The organism is Flavobacterium sp. (genome assembly GCF_039932285.1).
Taxonomy (GTDB): domain Bacteria; phylum Bacteroidota; class Bacteroidia; order Flavobacteriales; family Flavobacteriaceae; genus Flavobacterium.
Genome location: NZ_JBDTQE010000035.1, coordinates 1 through 22,543, shown reverse-complemented (window position 1 = coordinate 22,543; position 22,543 = coordinate 1). Strand labels below are relative to the sequence as shown.

22 protein-coding genes and 1 tRNA gene are annotated in these 22,543 nt (G+C 31.2%); 3 read left to right on the top strand and 20 right to left on the bottom strand.

Annotated elements, in window-relative coordinates; translation table 11 throughout:
- The 3 genes from ABI549_RS08120 to mce all read right to left on the bottom strand — a co-directional run bounded on the left by ABI549_RS08120 (position 1) and on the right by mce (position 997).
- Positions 1-210, bottom strand: coding sequence for a hypothetical protein (locus ABI549_RS08120; RefSeq protein ID WP_348075959.1), 210 nt, complete (start codon positions 208-210; stop codon positions 1-3).
- Positions 211-418: 208 nt separating this feature from the next.
- Positions 419-492 (bottom strand) — tRNA-Ile (locus ABI549_RS08115).
- A gap of 100 nt (positions 493-592) precedes the next feature.
- On the bottom strand, positions 593-997 hold the full coding sequence (gene mce, locus ABI549_RS08110; protein ID WP_348075958.1) for a methylmalonyl-CoA epimerase: 405 nt from the start codon (positions 995-997) through the stop codon (positions 593-595).
- A gap of 88 nt (positions 998-1,085) precedes the next feature.
- Between mce and rbfA the strand changes: the two genes are divergently transcribed.
- From rbfA to ABI549_RS08095, 3 genes are all read left to right on the top strand, one after another.
- A complete protein-coding gene (rbfA, locus tag ABI549_RS08105) occupies positions 1,086-1,478 on the top strand; it encodes a 30S ribosome-binding factor RbfA (protein ID WP_348075957.1) in 393 nt (130 codons plus the stop codon).
- 1 nt (position 1,479) lies between these two features.
- Complete coding sequence (locus ABI549_RS08100) at positions 1,480-2,679, top strand: FtsX-like permease family protein (RefSeq protein WP_348075956.1); 1,200 nt, start codon at positions 1,480-1,482, stop codon at positions 2,677-2,679.
- Between the two features lie 327 nt (positions 2,680-3,006).
- On the top strand, positions 3,007-4,026 hold the full coding sequence (locus ABI549_RS08095) for a type I restriction enzyme HsdR N-terminal domain-containing protein (RefSeq protein WP_348075955.1): 1,020 nt from the start codon (positions 3,007-3,009) through the stop codon (positions 4,024-4,026).
- A 3-nt stretch (positions 4,027-4,029) separates the two neighbouring features.
- Here the strand turns inward: ABI549_RS08095 and dusB are convergent, their stop codons facing one another.
- The 17 genes from dusB to ABI549_RS08010 form a co-directional block, all read right to left on the bottom strand.
- Positions 4,030-5,022, bottom strand: coding sequence for a tRNA dihydrouridine synthase DusB (gene dusB / locus ABI549_RS08090; RefSeq protein WP_011964342.1), 993 nt, complete (start codon positions 5,020-5,022; stop codon positions 4,030-4,032).
- A 248-nt stretch (positions 5,023-5,270) separates the two neighbouring features.
- A complete protein-coding gene (locus ABI549_RS08085; protein ID WP_348075954.1) occupies positions 5,271-6,569 on the bottom strand; it encodes a phenylacetate--CoA ligase in 1,299 nt (432 codons plus the stop codon).
- Positions 6,570-6,655: 86 nt separating this feature from the next.
- On the bottom strand, positions 6,656-8,326 hold the full coding sequence (locus ABI549_RS08080) for a C45 family peptidase (protein ID WP_348075953.1): 1,671 nt from the start codon (positions 8,324-8,326) through the stop codon (positions 6,656-6,658).
- A 7-nt stretch (positions 8,327-8,333) separates the two neighbouring features.
- Positions 8,334-9,851: an NAD(P)/FAD-dependent oxidoreductase gene (locus ABI549_RS08075; protein ID WP_348075952.1), complete on the bottom strand. Its 1,518-nt coding sequence runs from the start codon at positions 9,849-9,851 to the stop codon at positions 8,334-8,336.
- Positions 9,851-13,531: a 1-acyl-sn-glycerol-3-phosphate acyltransferase gene (locus tag ABI549_RS08070; RefSeq protein WP_348075951.1), complete on the bottom strand. Its 3,681-nt coding sequence runs from the start codon at positions 13,529-13,531 to the stop codon at positions 9,851-9,853. The genes ABI549_RS08075 and ABI549_RS08070 overlap by 1 nt, the downstream gene beginning before the upstream one ends.
- Before the next feature lie 3 nt (positions 13,532-13,534).
- A complete protein-coding gene (locus tag ABI549_RS08065) occupies positions 13,535-14,716 on the bottom strand; it encodes a DUF2062 domain-containing protein (protein ID WP_348075950.1) in 1,182 nt (393 codons plus the stop codon).
- 13 nt (positions 14,717-14,729) lie between these two features.
- Positions 14,730-15,215: a hypothetical protein gene (locus ABI549_RS08060; protein WP_348075949.1), complete on the bottom strand. Its 486-nt coding sequence runs from the start codon at positions 15,213-15,215 to the stop codon at positions 14,730-14,732.
- A 3-nt stretch (positions 15,216-15,218) separates the two neighbouring features.
- Positions 15,219-15,590: a 3-hydroxyacyl-ACP dehydratase gene (locus ABI549_RS08055; protein ID WP_348075948.1), complete on the bottom strand. Its 372-nt coding sequence runs from the start codon at positions 15,588-15,590 to the stop codon at positions 15,219-15,221.
- A 5-nt stretch (positions 15,591-15,595) separates the two neighbouring features.
- Complete coding sequence (locus ABI549_RS08050; protein WP_348075947.1) at positions 15,596-16,237, bottom strand: outer membrane beta-barrel protein; 642 nt, start codon at positions 16,235-16,237, stop codon at positions 15,596-15,598.
- A 2-nt stretch (positions 16,238-16,239) separates the two neighbouring features.
- Positions 16,240-16,872: a hypothetical protein gene (locus ABI549_RS08045; RefSeq protein ID WP_348075946.1), complete on the bottom strand. Its 633-nt coding sequence runs from the start codon at positions 16,870-16,872 to the stop codon at positions 16,240-16,242.
- Positions 16,841-17,473: an outer membrane lipoprotein carrier protein LolA gene (locus tag ABI549_RS08040; protein WP_348075945.1), complete on the bottom strand. Its 633-nt coding sequence runs from the start codon at positions 17,471-17,473 to the stop codon at positions 16,841-16,843. The genes ABI549_RS08045 and ABI549_RS08040 overlap by 32 nt, the downstream gene beginning before the upstream one ends.
- Positions 17,463-18,239, bottom strand: a complete 777-nt coding sequence (locus ABI549_RS08035) for a polysaccharide deacetylase family protein (RefSeq protein ID WP_348075944.1) — start codon at positions 18,237-18,239, stop codon at positions 17,463-17,465. The genes ABI549_RS08040 and ABI549_RS08035 overlap by 11 nt, the downstream gene beginning before the upstream one ends.
- On the bottom strand, positions 18,233-19,297 hold the full coding sequence (locus tag ABI549_RS08030) for a beta-ketoacyl synthase N-terminal-like domain-containing protein (RefSeq protein WP_348075943.1): 1,065 nt from the start codon (positions 19,295-19,297) through the stop codon (positions 18,233-18,235). The genes ABI549_RS08035 and ABI549_RS08030 overlap by 7 nt, the downstream gene beginning before the upstream one ends.
- Positions 19,294-20,493 (bottom strand): beta-ketoacyl-[acyl-carrier-protein] synthase family protein, encoded by a 1,200-nt coding sequence (locus tag ABI549_RS08025; protein WP_348075942.1) that lies wholly within the window; start codon positions 20,491-20,493, stop codon positions 19,294-19,296. Before ABI549_RS08025 ends, ABI549_RS08030 begins: the two co-directional genes overlap by 4 nt.
- A gap of 94 nt (positions 20,494-20,587) precedes the next feature.
- Complete coding sequence (locus ABI549_RS08020; RefSeq protein ID WP_348075941.1) at positions 20,588-20,845, bottom strand: phosphopantetheine-binding protein; 258 nt, start codon at positions 20,843-20,845, stop codon at positions 20,588-20,590.
- 1 nt (position 20,846) lies between these two features.
- Positions 20,847-21,464, bottom strand: a complete 618-nt coding sequence (locus tag ABI549_RS08015; protein ID WP_348075940.1) for a 3-oxoacyl-ACP synthase — start codon at positions 21,462-21,464, stop codon at positions 20,847-20,849.
- Positions 21,464-22,543: beta-ketoacyl synthase N-terminal-like domain-containing protein (locus tag ABI549_RS08010; RefSeq protein WP_348075939.1), on the bottom strand; the 1,080-nt coding region annotated here is incomplete at its 5' end. The genes ABI549_RS08010 and ABI549_RS08015, both read right to left, overlap by 1 nt.

Genomic DNA, 22,543 nt, shown 5'->3' with positions numbered 1-22,543 from the left:
TTATTTAGATTCTAATTTAAATTTCCTGAGTGTGTAAAAACCATATACTATTGCCACAAAAATAAGTAAGCCAACACTACCATCTATAGGCAAACCCGGCGGTGGTGGTGGCGTAGGTGGTGGCGGTCCTACTGGAGGAGCAGCAAAAATACTTAATGTTGCTAGTAAAACTAACAAAGTTAGGCTGATTTTTTTTGGAGCAATATTCATAGTTGTAAAAATATAAAAAAAACCTTTTTATCAAAGTTTTTTAAGTATTATTTTAAAATAAACTTTCTAAAGTTATATTAATCTAAAGCAATATTAAGTGAAATATTTGACTCGACCAATTAATTCATAAAAAAAACGATGAAAAGAAATAAAATGAGCTGAAAACTAAAAAAACCTTCCAATTACTTGAAAGGTTTTGCAAAAAAAGTGGTCCCACTTGGAATCGAACCAAGCACCTACTGATTATGAGTCAGTTGCTCTAACCGAATGAGCTATAGGACCTATTTTACAACACAGTTTTATGTTTTATTCTGCGTTTATCAAATAAACAAATGCTTTATTCGAGGTTGCAATATTACTACATTTTTTGGGATTCCCAAAATTAATTTTTAATTTCTTGACACAATTCTATCAAAACGCCATTTGTAGTTTTTGGGTGCAAGAAAGCAACTAGTTTATTATCCGCACCCTTTTTTGGAATTTCATTTAGAACCACGAAGCCTTCTAATTGCAAACGAGCTATTTCCGAAACAATATCTTCAACATCAAAAGCAATGTGATGTATTCCTTCTCCTTTTTTTTCTAAGAATTTAGCAATGGGGCTTTCCGGATTGGTAGCTTCTAATAATTCGATTTTATTTGGTCCATTCATAAAAAAGGAGGTTTTTACGCCTTCACTCGCCACTTCTTCTTGTTTATATGATGGTGCTCCAAATAATTTTTCGAAAATCAAGTTGGAAACTTCTAAATTTTTTACCGCAATCCCTATATGTTCTATTTTTCTCATTTCGCTTATTTTGTTAAAATACAAAGATAAAAACTTTGTTACTTCCTTGCTTTGAAACTTTGCCACTATTTTTTTGTATTTTTGCAGTATGGAAACAAATAGACAGAAAAAAATAGGCGGCGTTATTCAGAAAGATTTAGTAGATATTTTACAAGGAGAAATTCGCAAGAACGGGATTTCGAATCTTGTTATTTCGGTTTCTAAAGTAAGTGTTACTACAGATTTAGGTGTGGCGAGAGTTTACCTGAGTGTTTTTCCTCAAGAAAAAGCACTTGAGATCTTGGAATCTATAAAGTCTAATATGTATTTGATAAAACATGATTTGTCACAACGTGTACGCTTACAATTGCGTAAAGTTCCTAATCTTGCTTTTTATATTGATGATAGTTTAGATTATATAGAAAAAATAGACAATGCACTTACTGGAAAAGAAAATCCTATCGAAAATCGTGATTTGTTAGAAAAAAGAAAGAAAATATAATTTGAATTTCCCTCTTTACATAGCCAAACGTTACGTTTTTAGCCGAAGTAGCAATAATGCAATTAATATCATCTCTAAAATTGCATTAGGCGGAATTATAATTGGTGCTATGGTGCTTTTTGTCTTTATGTCTATTTTTAGCGGACTAAAAGAATTTAGCTTATCGTTTAGCAATGATTTTGATCCAGATTTGAAGATAATACCAAAATATGGCAAATCATTTCTTATTTCGGAAGATCAAAAACAAAGAATTAAAGCTAATAAAGACATTGCTTTTTACAGTAAAACCATCGAAGAAAAAGTGTTGTTTTTGTACAAAAACAAAGAACAAGTTGCTTACATAAAAGGTGTCGACAGTCAATATAACCTTGTAAATAACGTAAATAAAGCAATGTATCAGGGACAGTGGCTTGCACCAAAAACGCCTCAAGTAGTTATAGGAAATATGATAGCCCAAAAATTATCTTTGGGTTTATTTGATTTAGATAATGCCTTCGAAATTTTTGTGCCAAAACCTGGAAAAGGAGCCATTTCTAATCCCGAAAACGCTTTCAATAAATCGAATTTAGTTCCTATTGGAATTTATGCAATAAATGACGAACTAGATTCTAAATACGTATTTGCTGATTTAGAACTTACACAAGAACTCCTAGAATTTAAACCCAATCAGATTTCTGGACTTGAAATAAAACTATCTCCAAATGCAAAAAGTGAAACTGTTGTCGATGATTTGAATACTATTTTCAACAATCAAGTGATTATAAAGAACAGAGCGCAACAAAACGATAGTTTGTACAAGATGCTAAATACAGAAAATACTGTGCTTTACCTCATTTGCACTTTGGTTATTATCCTTATATTATTTACGCTGGCAGGCGCAATAATCATGATGATTCTTGACAAAAAAGACAATCTAAAGACTTTATATAGTGTAGGAACTCCTATTCCCGATTTGCGAAGAATATTTTTACTACAAGGCACTTTACTAACTGTTTTGGGCGGATTTATAGGTTTGTTTTTAGGAATAATCATAGTGCTCATTCAGCAATATTTTAAAGTGGTAATGATTACCGAATCTTTAGCGTATCCTGTGATTTTCAACTTGCAAAACGTAGCTATTGTTCTGGTAACTATTATAACATTAGGCGTTATGGCTTCCTATATTGCTGGAAGTCGCGTGAGCAAAAAGTTGTTGGAATAATATATTTGCTTTGCCAGTTCGCTTTTTAGGCTCGGGTGGGCGTTACCTCGATAAAAAATCTCGGTCGGGCTTTTCGTTACAAACGAAGTTCTCTGAACTCCAATGAGAATAAAAGTATCGTGAAAAGTAATGTTTTTCTCTTGTTCTCGATACTCCTCGCAAAAAATCGAGGAACTCGAACTGGCGAGAAAAAGGATTTTCACCGCAATCCCTAACGCAGATGACAATCTTCAATTAAACATTTCGTAAGAATTCCTCTGTCAAAATAATATAATAAAATCATACATTTATTTTATTATATTTGGTTTACAAACAAACACAATCATAATGACACCAGTAATTCCTAAGCAAGCCGTAAATCAGTTAAAAAAATTATTAGATAATTTCAAAATAAATGAAGCTATAGAGCTTTGTTCAAATGAGGCACAAACAAGAAAATTTCTTATCGAGCCTTTTTTCTTTATGCTAAATTATGAATCAAATAATTTAATTCCAGAATACAATGCTGATTTTGGTGATCGAGTTAGTCAAAAGATAGATTATGCTATTTTGTTAAATAAAAAAGATACTATTCTTGTTGAAGCAAAAAAATATGGTTCAAAATTAACTGATAAGGAAGCTGGGCAACTTAATGGCTATTTTAATAATACAAAGAATTCAAAAATTGCAATTTTAACCAATGGGATTGAATATAGGTTTTATTCAGATGTTGTTGAACCAAATATAATTGACAACAAACCATTTTTTACTTTCAATATGATGACTTATAAAGAAAGTGATTTAGAAACACTTATCACTTTCGACAAACGATATATCAACATATTACAAATAGTAAAATCAGCACAAGAAATCGTGTTTATTGAAAGTTTTGAAACAGCTTTCTTTAAAGAACTGATTGCACCATCAAAAGATCTTTTGAAAAGCATTCATAAAAACATGACTTTCAACACAAAGTTTAATGAAGAAACACAAGGCAAAATGATTAACCTTATCAATTCGTCATTTTTAAAATGTATGTATGATAAAAAAGTTTTACTTGAATCAATGTCAAATTCACAAGGTGTTATTACTACTGAAGCAGAAGTTCAAGCTTATCACACAATAAGAACATTGTTAATCCAAAATAAGAAAATTCCAAATGAGCGAATAAGTTATAGAGATTTCAAAAGTTTTTTTAATATAAGTGTAGATGATTCAACAAAAAAAGTAATATGTAAACTTGTATTCTCTGATTCTAAAATGAAAGTAATCATTGACAATAATGAATACATATTAGAACACATTGATGATTTACTTAAATATAAAAATGAATTGACTAATAGAACAATATTATTACTTGAATCATAAGAATTAAACAAACTGATAACCCGCATACACTTCTTCAACTTCACTTAGAACTTTAAATAATTCTTCTGGATCGTCTAGCGTAACCAATCTTTGTTTGTATTCCTTAAACGAATGAATTCCTTTGAAATAATTAGTATAATGACGACGCATCTCGACGATTCCTACGCGTTCTCCTTTCCAATCCATAGACCAAGTAAGGTGATTTCTAGCTGCTTCTACCCTATCGATAACCGTTGGTGCTGGCAAATGTTCTCCTGTGGCAAAATAATGTTTTATCTCGTTAAAAATCCAAGGATAACCTATCGCAGCACGACCTATCATCATACCATCGAGACCAAATTTATTCTTGTATTCTAATGCTTTTTCGGGAGAATCGATATCGCCATTTCCAAAAATAGGCATTGTAATTCTAGGATTGTTTTTTACTCTTTCTATATGTGTCCAGTCCGAATGTCCTTTATACATTTGCGCTCTTGTTCTAGCATGAACCGTTAGTGCTTGCACACCAATATCTTGCAAACGTTCGGCAACTTCATCAATATTGATAGAATTGTCGTCCCAACCCAAACGGGTTTTTACAGTCACTGGCAAGTTGGTACTTCTTATAACGGCTTTGGTCAGACGAACCATGAGATCTACATCTTTTAGAACACCAGCTCCTGCTCCTTTGCAAACCACTTTTTTTACAGGACAACCATAATTTATATCTACCAAATCAGGATGAACAGCATCGACAATTTTTGCAGACATCGCCATAGCTTCTTCATCTCCACCAAAAATCTGAATCCCAACTGGTCGTTCGTAATCAAAAATATCTAATTTTTGTCGGCTTTTTATCGCATCACGAATTAATCCTTCGGAAGAAATAAATTCCGAATACATTAAATCGGCACCATGCAATTTACACAATCTACGAAACGGCGGATCGCTCACGTCTTCCATAGGCGCGAGAAGTAATGGGAAATCTGGCAATATGATGTTACCTATTTTAGGCATTGTCTATTTTTTTTGCAAAGATAGAAGTTTTAGATGAGAGATAATAGACTAAAATAGAATAGACTTGTTTTAACTTTAATATTTTAAGTAGCAATCAGATTTAGCTACATAGAAACATAGAAAAAAGAGTTGTATAGACCAATTCTTGGTTCACAAAGTTATGATTTGCTGCAATAAAGTGAAACGTCTTAATGAATTTCGCAAAACTATGCATCTATGTGGTTATAAAATAATAGTCCTAAAATCAATTAATAATCATTCTTTCTCTTATCGAAAAAAGTGATTGGTTTTCTACTCATCGGATTAAAAATAAGAGGATTTAGAATCTCTTTAGTCGTAAATTCAATTTTTGGGGTTACTCGTAATTTGGCTCTAAAATGGTCTTTCAATTCTTGCAAAAATGCTTCCGATTTATTTTTGACAGCAATTTTTATTAATATTTCATCCGTTCCTAAATCATTAGTAGAAATTTCGATAATATGGCTTTCGATATTTTCAAAATGAGTTAAAACATCATTCATCGCTGGCGGATACAAAGTTGTTCCTTTGTATTTTATCATTTGTTGTTTTCGTCCAATTACCGGTCCAACTCGCAACGTATTTCTTCCACAAGCACAAGATTCAGCATGCAATTGTACAATATCTCCAGTTTTGAAACGGACTAACGGCATGGCTTCTACTCCAATTGTGGTAAAAGTTAATTCGCCAGATTCTCCATTTTTTACAGGTTTATTATGCTCATCTAACACTTCAATAATAATTAATTCCGGATGATGGTGCCCGCCAACAGAATGTTCACATTCGGTAAATGCAGTACTCATTTCGGTCGATGCATACGTCGAAAACAACTTGATATTCCACTTATCGGTTATTTTTTTAGATAAAATACTCATCGAAAAATCCTGATTTCGAAGCGATTCTCCTATGCAAATAGCGCCTTTTATGCTTGATTTATTGTAATCGATGTTGTTATTTTCGGCATATTCTATCAGTTTTAATAAAAACGAAGGAACCGTTATAAGATGTGTTGGTTTGTATTTTAGAATCGAATCCCATTGCAATTCCGGAATTCCTGCGCCAACCCGAATTACGCCTACTTTCATTTTTCGCAAACCTAAAAAATAAGCCAATCCAGCCATAAATCTTCGATCGATTGTGGTCATCATTTGCACTACATCTCCTTCTTTTATTCCTGCACAATCGAACGAAATAGCTTCGTTATAAGCCAATCTTTCTAAATCATTATCGGTCAAGCCAAAAGTTACTGGCTCGCCTAATGTTCCAGAAGTGGTCGCATAATCGATTATTTTATTAACTGGAACACACAAGAAATCATCGTTATATTTTTGCAAATCTTCTTTTGAAGTTATTGGCAAAAGTTGCAAATCTTCAAGTTTTTTTATGCTTTTTATATTAATATTCTTTTTTGCAAAAAGTCTTTTGTAATAAGGCGAATTCTGATTTACATAAGATAACAATTCCAAAAGTTTTTGCTCCTGAAAAGATTTAATTTCTTCGGTTGTTGCGGTTTCTATTTTTGGAATCATTTTTATTTTATTTTACCACATAGAAACATAGATTTTCGAATTTTTTAAGTCGCTTTACTAAAATCTAGGATCGATAGTTTTATTAATTATTTTATTTTTCTTTCAATTTTCTTTAAATACTTCTCGATTTCTAATTTCTCGGGAAGTGTTGTGATTTCTTTTGTTAATGCTTTTTCGAATTGTTCTTTTGCCAATTGGTATTGCTTTTTTTGATAAAAATTTAATCCTACTTTATAATAAACAACCCAATAATTTGGATTCAAAGATTGGTAATTTTTAACAAAATCCGAAGGTAATTCTTTTTTAGCTTCTAAAAACGCATCTGCTTTTCTGTCTTCAATTCTAAAAAGCTCATAATTTTTGTATTCTGATGTTTCTAAAAAAGCATCTTTTGGAATATTTAAATTTTCTTCTTGCAGTGAAACTATTTTGTCGTTAACCTTATTTTTATTAAAAATTTTATTCAAATCATAACAAACAAATTCTCCTAATTGATACGGATTTGCAGAAACCCAAACCAATCGTTGTTCTGGTTTAAAAATAATTCCATGATGTGCAATCATTTGATTTAAGGATTTTTCGTTGCCATAACCCAAAGGTAAATTATTTAATCCTTCTTTATTTCGTAATATTTCGGAAGCGATTTTTGGATTTATCTTCGGATTTTTATCAAATAATTCGACCATTCTGTCATAACGATATTTAGAATGACTGTTTTTTATTTGATATTTGTTTCTGTCGTTATCTTTTAAATTGTCACTTTGAAAATGATTTGAACAGATTAATTGATTGCTATTTTCCACCTCAAAAACACCAAAATTATTTGGCGAAACTTCAATTAAAATAGCTTTTTTGTCATTTGCACTTCCAATCATTATCGATTCTGACACGAAAACTTTTCTCTTTTTTGCAATGGCAATGGCTTCATCGATATTCTTAGCATATTGTAAAATTTCGCGAGTAAGGATTGAAATTGGTGTTTTTGCAATGAGTGGAATTTTCGATTTTCCAGCATTTATGGTAACTGTTAATCCTTCATTATTCATTCCAGAACAAGCACCTATCATTCCTGCCCAAGTGACCATCATAAACGGGTGACCTTCTTTTGGGTTTACAAAAGCTACAATTTTATCTTTGGCAAAATCATCGCCTGCATAAAAATCGAAATTTCTTCCTAGAATCAAACTTCCATCTTCCGATTTATTTCCCCAAGCGGCAAACGAAGAGCAACCAACTAACGCCAAATCCTGCAATGCGTGACCAATATCATGAGCGCCGTGCAAATATAAACTTCGCAAATATGGTGGCGCAATATTATCAAAATCATGTGATGAATACTGTGAAATGCCATAAATTTCGGTTTTGTATTCTTCGGCAACATTCAAATATAGTTTTCGATTATACCATTTCAGGAAATTTCGAAGTAATTTTTGTTTAAATTCTGAGGGAACTATATCCTTAATTTTCGAGAAGAAAACGGTTTCTTGTTTCTTTAACAAACTGTCTGACAAACTCCCAAATGCTAATCCTCTTTCGAGCGCATCGCCTTCAATATAAAGTTCCCAAAGGTTTTGTTTATTCTTAAGTAAGAAATTATTCCCTGTTGAAAAAAGTGTGTTAGAATACTTTTTTACAACGGGAATTGTATTGTTATAACCTACTAATTGTGGTTTATGATGTAATGATTTAGATGTTCCACAAGAGAAAACCGTCAAAAAAAATAGTGATAAAATTGAATGTTGAAAAAGTTTTTTCATGTTTTATCTATTCTTCCGTAAATTGATTGATTTTATCAACTAAATATTCTTTGCCCACAATTTCAGAACAAGTTACAACAGCGCCAATAGTTACGCCCAAAACACCATGCATATTGATGCTTTGACCTGTAAGATATAAGTTATTTAGTTTGGTTTTTGAGGCTATGAATGTTTTCATCGGATTGTTTGAATCTTTTTCGTAACCATACATATTCCCTTCGTAACCGCCTATATAATCTCGGTAAGAAAGCGGCGTTGATGTATGAATAGATTTTATACAATCTCTAATTCCTGGGAATTTAAGTTCAATTTCTTTTAGGAATTTTTCTGCTTTTCTGGCTTTAAATCCGTCGTAAGTTTCTCCGCGATCTTCTTTCTCCGCAGTTGTATTATAAGTGTGTTCCCATGGCTTTAGTTCGTCGAATTTCATGTAAGTTAGAAAAGTCATTCCATCTGCCCAAACGTCTTCTTTTCCAGCATTCATAGAAGCCATGAATGCTTTTGGCCAAGATTGTTCGTCATATTCATGTGCTGTCCAGACTTCTTCGCTATTTTTAAAATGGTAATAATTATGATTGCGATATTTGAAAGTTTCTGGTTTAAAAACGATATACAAACTAAAGGCAGAAAAAACACCTTCTAAACTTTCTATTCGTTTTATATATGATTTTCTAAATTTATCTTCTCCAACCATTTTTAGGGTTGCTTTTGGATCTACATTAGATATAAAAATATCTCCAGAAACTGACGACCCGTCCTTCATAACAGCTCGTTTGACCTCGTTTTCTTCCGATTCGAATTGTACAACTTCTTTATATTTATACACTTCTCCCCCGTATTTTTTGAGTTGTTTTATGAGTTGTTTTGTGATTTGACTTCCTCCATTTATACATCTATAAGAACTCTGAATATAGGAGTTTACAGATAAAGCATGAACATAAAAAGGAGATTTATCGGCAATTCCTGCATACAAAAAGTTGGTTCCGCCAAGAACGGCTCGCAATTCTTTATTTTCAGTTACATCATCTATATATTGCTTGGCATTTACAGATAAAATTTCGCTGTCATATTCGCCTTCGTGCTTCAAATTATACAGAGGAAATGAATCGCAAGTTGCTACAACTTCTTTGCAATATTTCTCGATATTTTCTTTTTCTCCTGGGAAAAACTTGACCAGTTGATTGGTGAAATTTTCATAACCTTGCGCATGAGGGAATTCCTTATTTGTATCTTCAAAAGAAACAATATCGAAACCATCCTCGTCCATTTTCTTAAGTTTCAAATCGTCCATTATGCCTAAATATTTAAAATATTTATACAAATTCTGACCTTCACTTAATCCTCCTATATAATGAATTCCGGTATCGAAAATGGTTTTATCTCTTACAAAAGTTTGTAAGTTTCCGCCAAACTGATTGTTTTTTTCCAATACACAAACACTATAACCTTCTTTGGCCAATATAATGGCAGAAACTAATCCACCCAAACCACTTCCTATAATTACTATGTCGTAATGCTCTTTCATTAAGCTTTTTTCTTTAAAACAATCAATTGTACCTCTTGCAATTCGATTTCAAAACCAAAATCAAGAAACGAATTTAGTAACTTAAAATTATTAATTAATAGAATAGTACTAGTAATCTCAGCTATTTTTTGAATATTAATATCATTTGTCGAATCCGAAATTAAAACAACATCATAATTGTTATCCATTTCATCTTCTGATGTCAAATAATTTATCTCTCGCTTTTTTGTCCAAAGATTTTGTTCGGCAACGTTTCTATTTAAATCATCGACAAGATAACTATCTACTTTTCTTTGGGCTTCTTGCAAGGTTAGCAACAAATTGAGTTGACCAAAATCATTGGCTAAATGAAGTATTTTTGCTTTTTTACCAATCTGTTTATTTAAGTTAAAATAACAAAGTAAATTATTTTTCAAATCTGTTTTAACAGCATTTACGATTTCCGTTTCTTTATAAGCGAAACTGAGTAAAATCATTTTTTTGAAATAATTTTTATCCTCAATCTCGTAACGCAATTTTTGAAATTCTTGTTTAAAAAAAGTTCCTGTTTTTTTTGTTCTTGCTGTATAATCATTCCCAAAGGCGTAATCTTTTGGCGTAATTCTTTCTAAAATTTTGATGGTAATAGAACCGTCATAAATAATAAAATCATTTTTAGGAAGCACTTCAGAATTTCCGTGAATAAGAATCGGAATGATATCTAAATTAAAATGTTCGGCAATAAAAAAAGCGCCTTTATGAAAACGTTTTATCACATTGCTCTTAGATCTTGTCCCTTCCGGAAAAACAACTATCGAATAACCTTCTTCAATTTTTGGACGCAAATGCTCTAAACTGCCATCGACACCCGAAGAAACTGGATAAAAACCAGATGCTTTTACTGCGCCACCAAAAACTGGCGAATTATAAACCCAATCACTCACCAAATAAATGATTTTTGGACTGAGTAATCCAACAGATAAAATATCTAAAAATGAAGTGTGATTGGCAATAATTACAGCAGGTTTGTCAAATTTTTCATTACCTTTATTAATGATTTTTTTGACCACAAAAGGATTTGTATAAAGAACCGATTTCATAAATTTTGACATCACATATCGGAAATATTTCATTTTAGTTGCAGTTTTAAATGGCAATATTTTTAGAATCGTAACGCTAAAAACCGACATCAGAAAACCGCCAAAACCATAGTAAAAAAAAGAAAGAATACCGTGAATAAAAGAACGCAATTCGAATGGTTGTTTTCCTTTTTTAGTTCTATTCGTTACAAAAAAACCAAAAACTAACGGCTGGATAACAAACGTGATGATTAATGCCGAAAATATTCCGATAATTCCAATTAACGCGATAGATTTTAAGGCAGGATGTTTGGCGAAAATTAAAACGCCAATCCCTAAAATAGTTGTTGCTACCGATAGTAAAATAGACGTTTTATAGGTTGGTAATTCCGCCTTCCCAAAAGTGTGTTCCTTCTGTAAAGCCATAGTCATAAAAATACTATAATCGACTCCAATTCCGAAAATTAGCGTACAAACAATGATATTAATCACATTAAACTGAATGCCAAACATACCCATAATTCCCGTAGTAAAAATCCAGCTGATTAATATTGGAATAATGCTTACAATGGCTAATTCTATTCTTCTAAAAGCAACAAAAAGAACTAAAAATATGATAATAAAAGAATAGTTTTCAAGATCTTCAAAATTGGCTTTTAATGAATTTAAAAACACTTCATTTGTTTCTTGTCTGTCAATAACAACTATGTTTGCTTGCTTTTTTATCCCTTTTACAAATGAATCTCTTTTGTCGTTTGGCACTTTTACCAAAGTAGAAATGGTGTAAAAATCTTTTTTATTGGCTACAAATTCTTCTAAAAAGAATGATTTTACTTTTGCGTATTCTTGAAACGAAATGGCATTAAAGTTTTGGTTTAAGGTTTCATAAAAAACAGAAAAAGTATGATCTTTAAAACCATATTTATTCCCATTAGAAATTAAATTACTTTTGAGGTTTGATTTTTTTTCTGAATTCCAAAATGAATTCCAATCCTGAATTTTTTGCTTCTGAATTTCCTCAGAAAAAACAATACCTCCAATGGAACTAAAATTTAGAATTTTTGCTGCTTTTTTGTCTTTTTCTAATTCCGAAAACAACTTATTGTTATTCTCTAAAACCTCTTCATAATTCTTACCATGTGTAACCAAATAAATAGATTTTGAAGAAATATTGGCAATATTTTCTAAATCTTTCTCCGTCTTTTTTAATTCTGGCGTCATAAAGTTAAGTGACGACAAATCATTATTAAAACTCACTTTCGAATAAGTGAAAAGCGAAATAATTAGTAAAATAAAAACAGAAACTATTAAAAATTTATTTTTATGATAGGAATATGAACCTAATTTATCGATGACATTTAGCTTTTGGACTGCAATTTCATTTTTTGTTTTGTACAAAATCGGAATTAAAATCAAAGAGAAGAATGAAGTCGCCACAACACTTAAAGCGGCGAAAATTGCCAAGTCCTGTAAAGCTTCCGATTTGATAAAAAACAAACACAAAAAGGTAATTCCAGTTGTAATTCCACAAAGCATCAATGGTTTTGAAATGTCTTTATACAACAGTTTAATGTCCTTTTTGTTCCGCAAATGGGTCAAGACATAAATAGAATAATCCGTTGTTTCTCCTAATAAAATAGAGCTAATTCCGAGTGAAATCGCCGAAATAGTTCCTTTAAAAAAGTATAACACAGCCAACGCAAAAATGGCTCCAAAAATAGAAGGAATAAAAATGAGTATTGGTGTGGCAATATTTCTGTAAAAGAAAGCTAAAATTAGGATCAAAGTTACTGTTGCAAATATCGAAGTATTTCTAACATCTGCTTTTATTTGCGTAGCATTTGCCACAGCAACTGGTGTCGCTCCAAAATAACTCATCGCCACTTTATTACCGAATTTAGTATTTAAATTGGTTTTTATTTTTTCTAATTCGGCAATAAATAATGTATTTTTATCTGTTTCGTTGGCTGGAAGTTTTGTTGTGATAAACAACATTAAATTTTTCTTGTCTTTGGTTAAAACGAAACCATTATGCAATTCGAAATCATCACCAATACTTAATTGTTGCAATTTTTTTAGTGCAATAAATGATATCCCCAACGGATCTTGCAAAATAAAATCCTTTGTGACCATTCCTGTTGGAGAAACTAACGATTTGTAATCGGCTTCTACAATTTTTGAAATACTGTCTTTGTCTATTTTATTTTGAATCGTTGCATAATCGCTTTTATCTAGAAAAAGCGGCAAATGAGCATACACAAAATCGAAGGTTTCTTGTATGTTTTCTTCATCTATTTTTCCTTGAATTTTACCTACATAAGGTTTGCATTTGCTATCTAATTCAGAAACAAATTCGTTGGCATATTGCGTTAAATCATCCGGAGAACCATTGCTTTTACTTTTAATGATAATCGTAATTTTATCGGCAAAATTAACTTGTTCTAACACTTTTGATGTCACTCCAGATTCGTCATTTGACGGAATAAGTTGTGTGATGTTTTCTTGAAAAGAAATTCTTGAAGCAAAAAAACCAAAAGACAAAAGCAATGCAAATACGATTCCTGAAAACAGTAATTTATTTTTATTGGCGAATGTATTAAGGTTAAAGAAAAAATTTTGCATGCTTTATTTTTTGTTCTTAAAAGTACTAAAAATCGTTAATAAAAAATAACCTAAAAGGCCAAAAGTGATTGACATGATGGTTGCTAAAACAAAGCTTCCTATAAGATATTGACTAATATTGTTTTGAATATCCGCAAATGTCATCGAAGTATCTAGCAATAATGGTTTTCCAGATTTCACAAAATAACTGCCTATTTTTAGAGATCCATAAATTATAAAAGGAATAAAAACAGGAAAACTAACATTAGAAAAAGCAAAAGCAATCACTTTATTCAACTTAAAAAAAATAGCTAAAAACAGCACAATTATCGTCTGAAATCCCCAAAAAGGCGCGATTCCTATAAAAGTTCCTAATGCAATTGACAATGATTTTTTTAGATTGCTATCCTCATTGTGAAGTATGTTTTCTAGTAAAAACTGCTTAATTCCTTTTTTTTTTAATCTCAAAAAAAAATCCCTTGGTTTAATATAAAAAATCGCAATCGCTACTAAAATCGTATTTAAAATACTAATTCGTGTAAAATCCTTGAATGGTCGAAAATGAGAAACTCTTTCTGATGGATCATATAAAACCTGAATCGGTATGTTTTTCACAGTAATTCCTTTCCAAGCAGCACGTACAATCACTTCAATTTCAAACTCAAATTTGTTTGTAAAATAGTTTTTAGGAATCTTTTTCAAAGGATATAATCGGTAACCAGATTGCGTGTCTTCTAGCTTGATTCCTGTTTCGAACCAAAACCAAAAATTAGAAAATTTATTGCCAAAACTGCTTTTTTTAGGCACATTTTCTTGTGTCATGTTTCGGCTTCCTATGAGCAAAGCTTCTCCGTTTGTATTAATTTCATTAATAAAAGAAGGAATGTCTGAGGCAAAATGTTGACCATCGGAATCGATAGTTATTGCATAATCATGGTTAAGTTCTAAAGCTTTTTTAAATCCGTTTTGCAAAGCAATTCCTTTTCCTGCGTTTTTTGGATGGTGAACTTGGGTAAGATTTGAATAATTTTTTAGAATTTCATTTGTCGAATCGGTTGAACCATCATTTACAACAATCACATTTGTAGTATATTCTAAAACAGAATCTAAAACACGCGCTAATGTTTTATGATTATTATACGTGGGTACAATAACACAAAAATTTAATGATTTTGTTGGATTTATTTCGGGAATAAAAGTTTCCATTATGGTTCTTTAACTATTTGATAGTTTGTTTTTCATCAGGAGAAAAACTTTTAGATTGTAATATAAAAGCTTTCAAATAAGCTTTCAAATTATTAGATTGCTCTTTGTAATGTGATAAAATAAACGCAGCATCTTCTTTTTTGTTTCTATTGTATTTTACAATAGCAGGAACATTTTCCTGAATACTTAATCGTATTAATCGTATTTCAATATTATTTGGTTCACTTGTAATAGCAAACTCAACTAATTTCGCACCTTCTTTGAAAGCTTTAATTTTGTCTGAAATTTTCTTTTGAAATTTCGCAGAAATGGTAATCGATGATCCTTTGTAGGCTACTAATGTTTTATTGCTTTCTATTGTAATCTCTGACAATCTTAACAAAAATTCTTTTGACGTAACTTCTGAATTTGCTGCATCTGGGTACAACTTTCTAATCTCAGAAATATCTAGATTACTGAAAGAAAGCAGAAAGCAGAAAATAGAAATTATAAGTTTCATTTTTTATATTTTTTTAAATACACTACTTAACTTCAAAGCTACAGTTTCGTTAAAATAAGTTGTATTTTTTACTTTAATAAAACCTTCATCAGTTGCTGTAATATCTAGTTCTAAACGCAATTCTGGCGTTACTTCTGGATTTATTAATGCCATAAATTTAACGTTCGTTAAACTCTGCATAATTAGAGAACTACCTGTAATTTGCTCCGTAAGTTCTTTAATAATTTGCATCATACAAACGCCCGGCATAATAGGATTTCCTGGAAAATGTCCTTTGAAAACCTCATGTTTTTCATTAACAAAAATGATAGCCAAATATTTTTGACTATCATTTTTTTCTAATGAAATTACTTTATAAAAATCTTTTAAAAGCATATTTTTTATTTTATATCAAATGTATAAGTTGCCCCAATAGAAAACACAACATTTGTGTGATTATTGTTGTCACTGTAATAACCATATCCATTATAATTGTTACTGTAATATGAAGGAATAATTCCTTTTTTAATTCTCGCTTCTAAACCAAAGTTTTTTGTGACATCATAACCTGCACCCAATTGAAAAGTCAAATCAATATCGTTGTCTGCATTCATATTTTTTTCATCTACAACAAACTCTAAAGCTGGTCCAAGAAGAACATTAAACTTGTTAAACGTAAACTTGTTTATAACTGCAAGCGACAAATAAGACACATCTAATTTTGCACTTCTAGAAATATTGTTATTATCAATATAATTTATTGTAGAACCTTGGTTAGAATAATCTATCTCTGGTTGCAATGTGTAAAATTTTGTAAGATGTAAAGCACCGTAAAAACCTACATAAAAATCTGTTTTCGATTTAAAATCAGTTCCATAACTACCCATAAAAGCAGGATCTCCATAAAAACCAGTATGACTATCCCCTTGTGTAAAGTGAGAAAAGTTTACTCCGCCACGCAATCCTGGCTTAAATGTAACTTGCGCCTCAGTTTGTGTAAATCCTAATAATGCAATAATGGCAACAATAAATAATTTTTTCATTTCTAATTTGTCTCTAAATAATTCAACTCTATTCTTAATTTTATATTATAATGTTGAATAATAATATTTTCGGCAAAAGTATTATTTTCTGAGGTAAAAGCAATATTTATCTGTTCTTTTCTTTTGGTTGAATGCAGAATCTTAAAGAGTTTACCGTTTGTTTTTGATATAAAAAGATAATTAAACTTATTTCTATCTTCGGATTTATATACTTTGTTTTCTATGTCTTCTAATTGTTCTTTTATTAAAAATTGATTTTTTAATAGCAATCTAAAATCGGCTTTTAAAGTATTAATTAATATTTTTCTATTCAATTCATCTACAATCGAATTTACTTTAAAATCGGTTTCAGAGATTTCAAAATCTAATAATTTATTTCCAAATTCGGTCGTAAAAACAACTCTGTGTGTGGTTGCATTTATTTTTTTTGCAATAAAAATACCTGACATATCATTCCCATAAACCGAAATATTGGCTTTATAAGCATAATCTATTTCTGGATTAGCAAAATACGGCGCATTATAAACTGTGGTTTCTAAAGTTACTGACTTCAACTCTTTTTCAAGCTTATTTGTAGCACAAGAAGTAACTAAAAACAGTAAACTAATTAAAAATAGAATTGTCGATTTTTGCATTTAATATTTTATTTTTCAATACAATACGTGTATAATCTTCCGATGATTCTAGTAATTTAACCTGAATTACTGTTGCGTCATCTTTATCGAAAGTTAATTCAATTTGTTTGATATATTTTTTCAGTGCTGCATCTTTTGGAATAAACTTCGTGATGTTGTTGGTTTTATTTTTAAAATAAGAAATCACAAATTCCTTATCATCAAACATATCTCCACTTACGCTTCCCACAATCAATTTATTTATTTTTCCGAAAATTTTGCTACTGCTCACATCCATAGCACTTTTCTTGCCTTCGTCATCTATAAAAATCTTTCCATTTTTAAAAACAATACTGTAATTATAAGGCTTCTTGTATTGCCATTGCAACATATTTGGTTCTTTAAACGCCATTTTTCCTGAAGTTTCAATATCTTTCGATAAAAAATCTAAGTGTTTGTATTGCACAAAATCTGTGCTTAGCGTTTTTATTTTAGTAGCCACTTCTTTGACTGTTTTTTTGAAAGAAACAATTTCTGTTTCCGTCATTTTTTGCTCTTGTGCGAGTAGTGAAAGGTTGCAAAAACATAAAATTAATGCAATTATAACTGTTTTAATCTTCATAAGCTTTGATCTCTAAAAGTTGCTCTAACGAAACAACTTTATATTCATTTTCTTCAATAAACTGCAATAACTGTTCCAATGCTTTTACAGACTGCAAGGAAGTGTCGTGCAAAAGTACAATTCCGCCAGGAGAAATTAGTTTTTTTATTCTATTAAAAACCAGTTTTTCATTTTTAATAATTCCGTCTAACGAGCGAATATTCCAGCCAATAACGTGGTGTTTTGTCACTTCTAAAGCTCTTTTTATGGAAGGATTTGTAACACCAAAAGGCGGACGAAATAAAATAGTTTTTTTGCCTGAAATCTTTTCAATTAAAGTATCTGTTCTTACAATTTCGGCTATTAATTTGTCTTTTCTATAAAAATCGAAAAGACGAGAATGATCATACGAATGATTCCCAACAATATGTCCTTCAGCAATAATTTTTTTTAGAATTTCAGGATGTTTTTCTACATTTTTACCAATACAAAAAAAAGCTGCTTTTGCATTGTATTTTTTTAAAACATCTAAAACCAACAGAGTCATTTCGTGTGGACCGTCATCGAATGTTAGCGCCACTTTTTTTTCTTTTTCTAACGGATTATTACAATACGCTTTTAAAAAAAAGTTTAATGGAATTTGCGATGAGCCAATAATTACAACAATAAATCTTACAAAAAATAGCACTAAAAACAACCACCAATTTACCGTTACAAAAAAACTAAAAAGTAATAGTAAGGCAAAAAGTACAAAAAAAACAATATTTGTATTTCGGTAATTTAGCATTTTGAAATTAAAGTAAAACTATGATCGATTCCTTTGTATTGATTGTATAAAAGTATGATTTTATAGTCTTTTTTTTCTAAATAATTTACTTTTAGAACTTCAGGAATTTGTTGTGTTTTTATAATTTTTGCACCAACCCACAATCCAAAAGCAGACGCTGTATTGTATTCGCCAGACAAATGTTTGTAATAAACTTGTTGTGTTTTTGCAAAAGTGTTTGACGAAAGTGTTTTGTAATAAGCATCGGTTTCTACATCTCCATTGTAACCCAAAACGACTGCATCGATATCAGAAATTTGCAAGGCATTTGACTTTAGAAAATCAACTATTTTTACCTCAACTTCATCGACTGCTAGCTTATTGTAAATTTCAACATCTAGAATTTCCGCATAAGAGCTGTCCTTCTTCTTGTCTTCCAAAACAAAAAAAGTAGCTCCTTCACTATATACAACGCCTTTTGTAGTAGAATTTAATACTTTATAAGGACTTTCATTGTCTTGTTTTATAAACCCCGCTAACTTGAAAAGTGATGCGGTATAATCGTTCATTTCATCTATTCCGCCAATTAAAATCGAAGAAGCTTCATTTTCATCAAACTGTAATTTTGCGTCTAAAAGTGCCGATTCGAAAGAAACGGAACCATTTACATACGTAAAATTATAGGCTTTGCATTGCAATCCCAAAGCGATTTGAGAACCAACCGTATTGTGAGTCGATTGGATAAAAGAAGTAGGTGTTAAAAATTCTTCATTATTATCGATTAAGGCTCTTAGAAACTTATCTGAATCGTCTATACAACCCATTCCTGTTCCAGTAATAATCGCATCAAAAGTATCAGTATTTGCTTCTTTCATGGCTAATGTCGAAGCTACAATTCCGTTTTTTACACCTTTTGCCATTCTTCTAATAGCTGTTGGTGAGATAAAATCTTTGTAAACAGGAATTTCTAATGGTAAAACATTAGCTGTTTCATTTAGTATGGCATCTTCCAAAAAAATTGTATCAAACGTTTTTTGAGCCGAAATACAACCTACTCCATTTATATATGTCTTTCTCATTCGCTTTTAGAAAAAATTACGGTCGAACAATTTCCGCCAAATCCGAATGAATTAGACAAAACGTGTTCGATATTTTTTTGTTTTAAAGTGGTTTGTGGAATCATATTAAACTCTTCCATAGGCGTTTTGAAATTCAAATTAGGAAAAACCACATTGTTCTGAATTGCCAAAACACTATAAACCGCTTCAATTGCTGCGGCTGCGGCCAATGTGTGACCTGTAAATGGTTTTGTAGAACTAAAATCGGGAATATTTTTCTCTCCAAAAACTCGAACTATCGCTCTTCCTTCAGATAAATCATTATTTGGCGTTGCCGTTCCATGCACATTGATATAATCAATTTGCTCAGGTTTTAGTCCAGAAACTTGAAACGCTTTTTCCATCGCTAGACAGGCACCGTCTCCGTTTTCTGAAGAAGCAGTTTGATGAAAAGCATCGTTTGCATTTCCGTAACCAGAAACTCTTGCTAATACTTTTTTGTTTTCTTTTTTTACAATTTCATCAGATTCTAAGACTAAAAAAGCAGCGGCTTCTCCTAGATTTAATCCTTTTCTATCATTATCAAATGGCATATTATATCCATCCGATAAAATCATCAAGGTTTTAAATCCGTTGATCGTAAATTTTGCCAAAGCATCAGTTCCGCCTACAATAACTCGATCTAGTTTTCCTGATTTTATTAATCTTGCGCCCAACATAATCGAATTGGCTGCCGACGAACAAGCAGTACTTATCGTGGTTACCATTCCTTTTAAACCTAGTTCATCGGCGATTTTTTGAGCTACATCGCCACCATCATGACAACTAATGTATTTAATGGTTTCTGGCTTTTCGAAATAATCGTAATAATATCTTTCGGTCATGTCCATTCCGCCAACGCTAGTTGCCGAAATTAGTCCCGTTTTGTATTCGTTTATCGAAGTAATTCCTGCATTTGCAACCGCTTGTTTTGCTGCAATAGCACCAATCATAGTGGTTCTTGAGAAATTGTTATCCGAAGGAAGTTGGAGTTCATTTTCCAACTCTTGATTGGTTTTCTTTATTTCACCCACTTTTCTTAAACCAGCATGTACCGTCGAAATATTTTCGATGGTGGTAATGGCGGTTTTGTTATTGATGAGCGAAAAATAATTTTCTTCAACCGAATTTCCGATTGCCGAAATTATTCCCATTCCTGTTATTGCGACTCCTTTCATTTAGACTTACTTATATTGTTAGATTTTTATACTTCTTAGATTGTTAGACAATACTTAAATCTAAGAAGTCTAAAAATCTAATTATCTAATCGTCTTATTTTGTTCTGTTTGCGGTGATATAAGCTGCCATTGTCTCGATAGATTGGAAAATATTTTTTCCTTCTTTTGGATCTACTAATTTGATTCCGTAATCTTTATCAAGCATTACAATAAGCTCTAATGCATCGATAGAATCTAATCCTAATCCGTCGCCAAATAAGGCATCATCGTCATTTACATCTGCTACATTTATATCTTCTAGGTTTAGAACTTCAATGATTTTTACTTTTAATTCTTGTTTTAATGCTTCCATATTATTTATTATATAAATTTTCTATTGTTTGTTTATTATGTTCTGTTCTTCCTTCATTGGTAACCAAATAAAGGAAAGCTTTATATTCTTCATTATAATATTCGACCCAACCGCAAAGTACTTTTTCTGCTTTTTTTGAATTCAAAAGTATGTTGGCATAATTTGTCATGAATTCTGGATTGAACGCGTCAAAGATAAAAAAAGAATTTTCACTTTTCAATTGGTGCTTAATACTAATTTCTCCTATACAAATATTGGGCAATGTATAGACGAAGACTGCTGGAGACGGAAAATAATTTTCTTTGTCAGAAATGGAGTTTTGGTATTTTACATCAGTATCCAAACTTGATGATTTATTGGCGAAAACTAAAGCAATATTATTTTCTTTGGCTTCGTTAATTTCGTTTTTCAAAAGTAATTCGGCAGCTAAAAAAGCCAATTTGCTTAAATTATCCATTTTGAAAAATTTCGGATAATTCATATCGAAATGCTGATATGATTTCTTTGAAAAATCAGAAAATAAGTCAGAATCTGATGTAAAAATCGTTTCTCCGTTCAGTATAATTTCGTTATTCTGAATCGTGCAATAGGCTTGTATGTAGGTTTTATTTTCTGACATTATTTTACTTTTTCGAATAAAACTGCAGTGTTACAACCTCCAAAACCAGAAGCTGTTTTTAGAAAATAGTGGCAATTTTTATCTTGATTTTCTTTAATAATATTAATGTGTTGACTCACGCCTATTTCATCAAAACCTAAAGAAGCAAATAATTTACTATCTAAAACGGATTGAACTCCTATAACAGTTTCCAATAATCCAGAAGCACCTAAAGTGTGTCCGTAAAATCCTTTTAGACTATTTATTGGTACATTTTCTAATTCTAATCTGTTGAAAGCAATGGCTTCCATTTCGTCATTAAACGGCGTTGCGGTTCCGTGAGCAGAAATATAATCGATTTGATTGGCATTTATTTTGGCTTCCGCCAAAGCACTTTGGATACTTCTATAAAGTCCTTCGCCAGTTCTTGATGGTCCAGAAATATGATTGGCATCGTTTACAGCACCATCTCCAATTATTTTTATTTTTGCATTTTCTCTATTTGCAGAAACTAAAACTGCGGCCGTTGCTTCGCCTAGAGAAACACCAGTCCTGTTTTTAGAATAGGGTTTGCAAGGTAAATCGCTCATAGCTTGAAAAGAATTGAATCCTGACAAAACAAACTCAGAAACCTCATCGCCTGCTACTACAAATACATTATCGAACATGTCGGACTGAATTAATCTTTTAGCCACTGAAATAGCTAAAATTCCAGAAACACAAGCGTTAGAAACTACAATGGGTTGGGTTTTGAATCCAAAAAAATCAGCTATGTTTTTTGCTAATTGATGTAAATGTGCATTTTGAAAACTTTCCTCCGAAGGATTTGCCAATGCTGTAATATTTCCTTTGGTTGTAGAAAGTAGGAAACCTACTTTTTTATTTAATTCTAATTTTGAATTTACCACTATGGGTTGCAAAGCCAAAATCATCATTTTTTCTAATCTTGTAAAATTTTCTGATGGAGAAATTTTGGCGAAAGCCGAATTTAGTTTTTCATCATTAATTGTTGAAGCATAAAATGGTTTATTCAACATTGTATTCTGATGTAATTGAATACCAGAAACACCACTTTCAATATTTTGTATATTGGTGGCAAC

Bases quoted from the DNA above. Each gene is read 5' to 3' on its own strand.
- ABI549_RS08025 (WP_348075942.1), bottom strand. From the start codon at position 20,493: ATGAAAGGAGTCGCAATAACAGGAATGGGAATAATTTCGGCAATCGGA.
- mce (WP_348075958.1), bottom strand. From the start codon at position 997: ATGAGAAAAATAGAACATATAGGGATTGCGGTAAAAAATTTAGAAGTT.
- ABI549_RS08095 (WP_348075955.1), top strand. From the start codon at position 3,007: ATGACACCAGTAATTCCTAAGCAAGCCGTAAATCAGTTAAAAAAATTA.
- ABI549_RS08080 (WP_348075953.1), bottom strand. From the start codon at position 8,326: ATGAAAAAACTTTTTCAACATTCAATTTTATCACTATTTTTTTTGACG.
- ABI549_RS08045 (WP_348075946.1), bottom strand. From the start codon at position 16,872: ATGCAAAAATCGACAATTCTATTTTTAATTAGTTTACTGTTTTTAGTT.
- ABI549_RS08020 (WP_348075941.1), bottom strand. From the start codon at position 20,845: ATGGAAGCATTAAAACAAGAATTAAAAGTAAAAATCATTGAAGTTCTA.
- ABI549_RS08065 (WP_348075950.1), bottom strand. From the start codon at position 14,716: ATGGAAACTTTTATTCCCGAAATAAATCCAACAAAATCATTAAATTTT.
- ABI549_RS08060 (WP_348075949.1), bottom strand. From the start codon at position 15,215: ATGAAACTTATAATTTCTATTTTCTGCTTTCTGCTTTCTTTCAGTAAT.
- rbfA (WP_348075957.1), top strand. From the start codon at position 1,086: ATGGAAACAAATAGACAGAAAAAAATAGGCGGCGTTATTCAGAAAGAT.
- ABI549_RS08070 (WP_348075951.1), bottom strand. From the start codon at position 13,531: ATGCAAAATTTTTTCTTTAACCTTAATACATTCGCCAATAAAAATAAA.
- ABI549_RS08055 (WP_348075948.1), bottom strand. From the start codon at position 15,590: ATGCTTTTAAAAGATTTTTATAAAGTAATTTCATTAGAAAAAAATGAT.
- ABI549_RS08015 (WP_348075940.1), bottom strand. From the start codon at position 21,464: ATGTCAGAAAATAAAACCTACATACAAGCCTATTGCACGATTCAGAAT.
- ABI549_RS08085 (WP_348075954.1), bottom strand. From the start codon at position 6,569: ATGATTCCAAAAATAGAAACCGCAACAACCGAAGAAATTAAATCTTTT.
- ABI549_RS08075 (WP_348075952.1), bottom strand. From the start codon at position 9,851: ATGAAAGAGCATTACGACATAGTAATTATAGGAAGTGGTTTGGGTGGA.
- ABI549_RS08035 (WP_348075944.1), bottom strand. From the start codon at position 18,239: ATGCTAAATTACCGAAATACAAATATTGTTTTTTTTGTACTTTTTGCC.
- ABI549_RS08050 (WP_348075947.1), bottom strand. From the start codon at position 16,237: ATGAAAAAATTATTTATTGTTGCCATTATTGCATTATTAGGATTTACA.
- ABI549_RS08030 (WP_348075943.1), bottom strand. From the start codon at position 19,297: ATGAGAAAGACATATATAAATGGAGTAGGTTGTATTTCGGCTCAAAAA.
- ABI549_RS08040 (WP_348075945.1), bottom strand. From the start codon at position 17,473: ATGAAGATTAAAACAGTTATAATTGCATTAATTTTATGTTTTTGCAAC.
- ABI549_RS08120 (WP_348075959.1), bottom strand. From the start codon at position 210: ATGAATATTGCTCCAAAAAAAATCAGCCTAACTTTGTTAGTTTTACTA.
- dusB (WP_011964342.1), bottom strand. From the start codon at position 5,022: ATGCCTAAAATAGGTAACATCATATTGCCAGATTTCCCATTACTTCTC.